1 protein-coding gene and 1 pseudogene are annotated in these 6,285 nt (G+C 74.2%); both read left to right on the forward strand.

The window, feature by feature from the left end:
- On the forward strand, positions 1-2,727 hold a 2,727-nt coding region (locus tag IH61_RS0139395), incomplete at its 5' end, for an AMP-binding protein (protein WP_031079164.1).
- A pseudogene (locus tag IH61_RS0139400) lies at positions 2,724-6,285 on the forward strand (amino acid adenylation domain-containing protein); the annotation flags it as partial. The gene IH61_RS0139395 and the pseudogene IH61_RS0139400, both read left to right, overlap by 4 nt.

Raw genomic sequence — 6,285 nt, forward strand, 5'->3', positions numbered from 1 at the left:
TTCCACCCCACCGCCCACCACCGCGTCCTCCTCCACTCCCCCACCGCCTTCGACGCCTCCACCTACGAAATCTGGGTCCCCCTCCTCAACGGCAACACCGTCGTCCTCGCCCCCGCCGGCGACCTCGACGTCCACACCTACCACCGCGTCATCACCGAGCAGCAGATCACCGCCGTCTTCCTCACCACCGCTCTCTTCAACCTCCTCACCGAGCACGACGCCACGTGCCTGGCGGGGGTCCGCGAGGTCTGGACCGGCGGTGAGGCCGTCTCCGCCGTCTCCGTCCGCCGGGTCCAGGAGGCTTGCCCGTCGGTGGTGGTCGTGGACGTCTACGGCCCGACCGAGACCACCACCTTCGCCACCCACCACCCCGTCCCCACGCCGTACACCGGCCCCGCCGTCGTCGCCATCGGCCGCCCCATGGCCACCATGCACGCCTACGTCCTCGACGACGCCCTCCGACCGGTCGCCCCCGGCGTCGTCGGAGAGCTCTACCTCGGCGGCGCCGGCCTGGCGCGCGGCTACCTCGACCGCCCCGCCCTCACCGCCGAACGCTTCGTCGCCAACCCCCATCAACCCGGTACCCGGATGTACCGCACCGGCGACCTGGTGCGCTGGAACCCCGACACCCAACTGGAGTTCGTCGGCCGCGCCGACCAGCAGGTCAAGGTCCGCGGCTTCCGCATCGAACCCGGCGAGATCGAGAACGTCCTCACCGACCACCCCGGCATCGCCCAGGCCGCCCTCCTCGTCCGCGAGGACCAGCCCGGCCGCCCCCGCCTCGTCGCCTACGTCGTCGCGGACGGCGCAACGGCCCCGGAGGGTCTGCGCGAGGCCGTCCGGGCCCGCCTGCCCGAGTACATGGTGCCGTCCGCGTTCGTCGTCCTCGACCGGCTGCCGCTGACGGCCAACGGCAAGGTGGACCGGGCCGCCCTGCCGGTGCCCGAGGTCTCCCGCGCCGGGTCGGTGCGCGAGCCCCGCACCCCCCGTGAGGGGCTGCTCGGGGAACTGTTCGCCCAGGCTCTCGGGGTGGAACGGGTCGGGCTCGACGAGGACTTCTTCTCCCTCGGCGGGGACAGCATCGTCTCGATCCGGCTGGTGAGCCTGGCCCGTTCGGCGGGCCTCGGGTTCTCCGTCCGGGACGTCTTCGAGCAGCGCACGGCGGCCGGTCTGAACGCGATCGCGGAGGAGCTGACCGCGTCGGACGGGGAGGAGGACGAGTCGGCGGTCGGGCCGGTGACGCCCACGCCGATCATGCGGTGGTTCGACGAACGCGGCGGCTCGATCGACCGGTTCCACCAGGCGATGCTGCTGGAGGTGCCGGCCGCGCTGGGCGAGAAGCGGCTCGTGATCGCCGTCCAGGCCCTTCTGGACCACCACGACGCGTTGCGCCTGACCAGGGTGCCCGACGGGAACGGCCCCGACGGCCCGTGGTCGCTGCACATCCCGCCGACCGGCACGCTCCCGGCCGCCGACCTCGTCCGGCGCGTCAACCTCGACGGCCCCCTCGACGAGGCGACCGTCCGTACCCACCTCGACGCCGCCCAGGCCCGGCTGCACGCCGAGAGCGGGGTGCTGCTCCAGGCGGTCTGGTTCGACTCCGGTCCGCGCCGCCCGGGCCGGTTGCTGCTCCTGGTCAACCACCTGGTCGTGGACGGGGTGTCCTGGCGCATCCTGCTGCCGGACCTGGTAGCGGCCTGGGAGGCTGCCGCGCAGGGCGACGCACCGCGGCTGGAACCGGTGCCCACCTCCTTCGGCCGCTGGTCCCGACTGCTCGCGGCCGAGGCCCGGCGCCCGGCCAGGGCCGCCGAGGCGGCGCTGTGGACGGAGGTGCTGACCCCGGTCGACCCGCCGCTCACCGCCGCCCGGCCGGACCGCACCCGGGACACCGTCGGCCGGGCCCGCAGCCTCACCGTCTCCCTGCCGCCGGAGGCCGTCGCCCCGCTGCTGACGACGGTCCCCGCGGCCTTCCACGCCGGGGTGAACGACGTCCTGCTGACCGCGCTCGCCCTGGCGGTCGCCCGCTGGCGGCGCGGCCACGGCCGGGGCCGGCACACCGCGCTCCTGGTGGACGTCGAGGGCCACGGCCGCGAGGAGATCGTCGACGGCACCGACCTGTCGCGCACCGTGGGCTGGTTCACCTCCCTGTACCCCGTCCGGATCGACCCGGGCGCCCTGGGCTGGGACGAGGTGACCGGCGGCGCCCCGGCCCTCGGGCCGGCCCTCAAGCGGGTCAAGGAACAGCTGCGCGAACTGCCCGACCGGGGCCTGGGCTTCGGTCTGCTGCGCCACCTCGACCCGGTGACCGGGCCGGTGCTGGCCGGGCTCGCCACCCCGCAGCTGGGCTTCAACTACCTCGGCCGCTTCCCGGCCGCCGGCACGCCGCTGGTGCCGGGCAGCCCGGCCTGGACGGTCGCCCCGGAGGCGGGCCTGTTGAGCGGCACCGACCCGGCCACCGCGCTCGCCCACGGCCTGGAGGTCAACTCGATGGTCCGCGACACCCCGGAGGGCCCGTACCTGGAGGCCGTCTGGACGTGGGCCCCCGACCTCTGGCCCGAGCCGCACGTCCGTTCCCTCGCCGAGGACTGGTTCCAGGCGATCCGCGGCCTGGTCCGGCACGCGGACCGGCCCGACACCGGCGGCCACACGCCGTCCGACTTCCCCCTGACCGAGCTCAGCCAGCACGACATCGAGCAACTCGAAGCCGCGTGGAGGATTCAGAAATGACGTCGTCGGGCCTGGAAGACATCCTGCCCCTCTCCCCGATGCAGGAGGGGCTGCTGTTCCACTCCCGCTACGAGCAGGACGGCGCGGACGTCTACGCGGTGCAGCACGTGTTCGACCTCGCCGGCGCCCTCGACGGCGCGCGGCTGAGGGAGGCGGTCGGCGCCCTGGTGCAGCGGCACCCGAACCTGCGGGCCGCCTTCCGGCAGGTGGACTCGGGTCGGACGGTGCAGCTGATATCCCGTCATGTCGACCTGCCGTGGGAGGAGTTCGACCTCTCCTCGATGCCCGCCCCGGAGGCGGAGGCGGAGCTGTCCCGGATCGCCGCGAAGGAGCACGGCCGCCGCTTCGACCCGGCCGAGCCGCCACTGCTGCGGTTCACCCTGGTGCGCATGGCCGAGGAGCACCACCGGCTGGTCCTGACGACCCATCACATCCTGCTGGACGGCTGGTCGACGCCGATCCTGGTGCGCGAGCTCACCGCACTGTACGCCGACGGCCCGGCCGCCGAGCTGCCCCGGGTCACCCCGTACCGGCAGTACCTCGGCTGGCTGGCCCAGCAGGACCGGCCGGCGGCGGAGGCGGCGTGGCGCGAGGCGCTCGGTGACCTCGAACAGCCCACCCTGGTGGCACCGGTGGACCCGGCGCGGGCCGCGCTGATGCCGGAGCGGATCACCACCGAGCTGGCCGAGGACCGCACGGCGGCGCTCGTCGAGTGGGCCCGCCGGCACGGCGTCACCCTCAACACGGTGCTGCAGGCCGCCTGGGGCCTGGTGCTGAGCCGTCGCACCGGGCACCAGGACGTGGTGTTCGGCGCCGTCGTGGCCGGGCGCAACCCCCAGCTGGCCGAGGTCGAGTCGATGGTGGGCCTGCTCATCACCATGGTGCCGGTCCGGGTCCGGCTGGACCCGGCGCAGTCGCTGCTGGAGGCGGTCCGGCGGCTCCAGGACGAGCAGTCCCGCCTCACCTCGCACCACCACCTCGGCCTCGCCGGGATCCAGCAACTCTCCGGCATGAGCGAGCTGTTCGACACCTCCCTGGTGTTCGAGAACTATCCCTGGCAGGACCCGGCCGAGCTGCCGGCGACCGGGCTGCGGATCACCCCCGACCTCGGCCGCGGCCGGGACGCCACCCACTATCCGCTGACGCTGATCGCCGCCCCGGGCCGCCGGCTCTACCTGCGCCTCGACTACCGCGACGACCTGTTCGACCGGGCGGAGGCCGGGGCCCTCGTCGACCGGCTGGTCCGCGTCCTCGACCTGGCGGTCGCCGACGCCGAGCGCCCGCTCGGCCAGGTCGACCTGCTCACCGCCGGGGAGCGGCGGGAGCTGCTGCACGCCGGGAGCGGCACCGGGACGCCGCTGGACGCCGCGAGCCTGCCGGAGCTGTTCCGGGCCCGGGTGGCCGCCGCACCGGACGCGGTGGCCGTGGAGTACGGCGAAGAGGTGCTCCGCTACCGGGAGTTGGACGAGCGGGCCAACCGGCTGGCGCACCTGCTCGCCGAGCACGGCGTCGGCCCGGAGCGGATCGTCGCCCTGGCCCTGCCGCGCTCCGTCGAGCTGGTCGTCGCCGTACTCGCCGTACTCAAGGTCGGAGCCGCCTACCTGCCGCTCGACCCCGAGTACCCGGCCAATCGGCTCGCCCACATGGTCACCGACGCCCGGCCCACCCTCGTCCTGACCACCACCGCCACCGAGGCGAAGCTGCCGGACGGGCACACCGGCCTGCTCCTGGACGACCCGGCCGTGCTCGCCGACCTCTCCGGCCGGCCCGCCCACGACCCCGCGGTGGAGCTCCGCCCCGACCACCCGGCCTACGTCATCTACACCTCCGGCTCCACCGGCGTGCCCAAGGGCGTGGTCATGCCCGCGGGCGGCCTGCTCAACCTCCTGCAGTGGCACCACCGCGCGGTCGGCGGCGAACCCGGCACCAGGACGGCCCAGTTCACCGCGATCAGCTTCGACGTCTCCGCCCAGGAGGTGCTCTCCTCGGTGGCCTTCGGCAAGACCCTGGTGATCCCCGACGAGGAGGTGCGGCGCGACGCCGCCCGGTTCGCCGAATGGCTCGACGCCCGGCAGGTGGACGAGCTGTTCGCACCCAACCTCGTCCTGGAGGCCCTCGCCGAGGCCGCCGTCGAGACGGGCCGGACGCTGCCGCGACTGCGGACGGTCGCCCAGGCCGGTGAGGCGCTGACGCTGAGCAGCACCGTCCGCACGTTCCACCGCTCGGCCCCGGGCCGTCGCCTGCACAACCACTACGGCCCGACCGAGACCCACGTGGTCACCGCCCACACCCTCGGCGACGACCCCGAGGGCTGGCGGCTCCCCGCGCCGATCGGGCGGCCGATCGACAACACCCGCGCCTACGTCCTGGACGCGGGCCTGCGGCTCGTCGAGCCCGGCGTGGTGGGCGAGCTGTACATCGCCGGCGACGGGGTGGCCCGCGGCTACCTGGGCCGGCCCGCCCTGACCGCCGAGCGTTTCCTCGCCGACCCGTACGGTCCCGAACCGGGCGGCCGGATGTACCGCACCGGTGACCTGGTGCGCCGGAACCCGAACGGGGAGCTGGAGTTCGTAGGCCGCGCCGACCAGCAGGTCAAGGTCCGTGGCTTCCGCATCGAGCCCGGCGAGATCGAGAAGGTCCTCACCGACCACCCCGACATCGCCCAGGCCGCCGTCGTCACCCGGCCCCACCGGCCCGGCGACCTGCGCCTGGTCGCCTACGTCGTCGGCCGGGAGGCCCTGCGGCCCGAGCAGGTGCGGGAGTTCACGCGCGAGCGGCTGCCCGAGCACATGGTCCCGGCGGCCGTCGTCCAGCTGGAGCGGCTGCCCCTGACGCCCAACGGCAAGCTGGACCGCGCCGGCCAGGACCGCCCTGACGAAGCATCAACTGCCGGACGTGGTGCCGCTGTCCTTCGCGCAGCGAAGGCTCTGGTTCCTGCACCGGATGGAGGGGCCGAGCGCCACCTACAACATCCCGCTGGCGCTGCGGCTCACGGGCGAGCTGGACCTCGAGGCGCTGCGCGCGGCGCTCGGGGACGTCGTGGGCCGGCACGAGAGCCTGCGCACGGTGTTCCCCGAGGTCGACGGCACGCCGTACCAGCGGGTGCTGGACACGGTGACCATCGAGCTGGGCCGGACCGCTGCCACCGAGGCGGAGCTGACCGACCACCTGCTCCTGGCCGCCCGCCACCCGTTCGACCTGGCGGGCGAACCGCCGCTGCGCACGGAACTCTTCGAACTCTCGCCGCGCGAACACGTCCTGCTGCTGGTCGTCCACCACATCGCCGGCGACGGCTGGTCCCTCAGCCCGCTCGCCGCCGACCTCGCCCGCGCCTACGCCGCCCGTGCTGAGGGCCACGCACCGCAGTGGGCGCCGCTTCCTGTGCAGTACGCCGACTACACCCTCTGGCAGAACGAGCTGCTCGGTGACCAGAACGACCCCGACAGCCTCTTTGCCACTCAAGTCGCCTACTGGACCCGGACTTTGACGGGCTTGCCCGACCAGATCACCCTGCCCACCGACCGCCCCCGCCCCGCCGTCATGACCTACCGCGGTGAT

This window comes from Streptomyces sp. NRRL WC-3742 (assembly GCF_000720635.1).
Lineage (GTDB): Bacteria > Actinomycetota > Actinomycetes > Streptomycetales > Streptomycetaceae > Kitasatospora.